This window comes from Arthrobacter sp. JCM 19049, from assembly GCF_001310435.1.
This window is the reverse complement of sequence record NZ_BAXF01000682.1, coordinates 1-967: the sequence shown is the minus strand read 5'-3', so window position 1 is coordinate 967 and position 967 is coordinate 1. Positions and strand designations below refer to the sequence as shown.

Sequence of the window (967 nt, the reverse complement as noted above, 5' to 3'; positions counted from 1 at the left end):
TCTCCGGGGTGCAGGCCGCGGTGGCCGGCGGCTTCCGGGTGATCGGGGTGGCCCGGGAAAACAACGCCGCCTCGCTGGCCGAGGCCGGCGCGGACTTTGTGGTCACCGACCTGTCCGAGGTGATGACCAACGAATCCGGGGATGCGCTGAGCTACGACCCGTGGTCCATCACCTTGGATGAGGCGCGCGACGACGAGGGTGCCCAGGACACCGTGTTCTCGCTGGGCAACGGCTTTTTGGGGGCCAAGGCCCCGATGCTGGGCGTGGGGGACCAGGTGGGGGGCAGCTTCATCAACGGGCTGCACGAGACCTGGCAGATCGCTACGCGGAGAATGCCTACGGGCTGGCCTCCACCGGGCAGACGATGATCGCGGCCCCGGACTTCCGCACCATGCGCGTGTACATCAACGACGAGGCGCTGGAGGTGGGCCGCACCGAGATGGTGCGCGATGACCTGCGCCTGGACTTCCGGGACGGCACCCTGGTCTCCACCACGCTGTGGCGCACCGCCGAGGGCCACCGGGTGGCGGTCACCAGCCGCGCCATGGTCTCCTTCACCGACCGGCACCTGGCGGTGGTGGACGTGAACGTGCGCCTGCTCGACGCGCCGGGGCACGTGGTGTGCAGTCCTCGGTGATCCGGCATCCCGCCCACCACCCTGGTGCCCACCCCGGCGGACCTGGATGCCGGGGAACCCTCCCCGCTGGATCCGCGCAAGTCCGAATCCACCGGGCAGAACCCGCTGCAGCCGGCCGGGCACTATGAGCGTGACGGGCGGGCCGGGCTGTCCTACATTGTGCGCGGTTCGGGGATGAGCGTGGCCACGGTCGCCGAACACCGGGCCAGCCTCACCGGCGGCTCGCAATCCCGGATCCACACCACCACCGATGTCAGCGCGGAGCTTCGGACCATGTGGCCAGCGCCTCGCTGCAGCCCGGGGAGGGTCTGCGGCTGAGCAAGTTCGTGG

The 967-nt window shown here is 70.3% G+C and carries 2 protein-coding genes and 1 pseudogene; all 3 read left to right on the top strand.

Annotation, left to right across the window (positions count from 1 at the left end; all coding sequences use genetic code 11):
• Positions 1 to 368, top strand: a pseudogene (locus tag JCM19049_RS15485) (hypothetical protein); the annotation flags it as partial.
• Positions 365 to 637: a hypothetical protein gene (locus JCM19049_RS15480; RefSeq protein WP_054822004.1), complete on the top strand. Its 273-nt coding sequence runs from the start codon at positions 365 to 367 to the stop codon at positions 635 to 637. The pseudogene JCM19049_RS15485 and the gene JCM19049_RS15480, both read left to right, overlap by 4 nt.
• 24 nt (positions 638 to 661) lie before the next feature.
• On the top strand, positions 662 to 955 hold the full coding sequence (locus JCM19049_RS15475) for a hypothetical protein (protein ID WP_054822003.1): 294 nt from the start codon (positions 662 to 664) through the stop codon (positions 953 to 955).
• Positions 956 to 967: the final 12 nt, after the last annotated feature.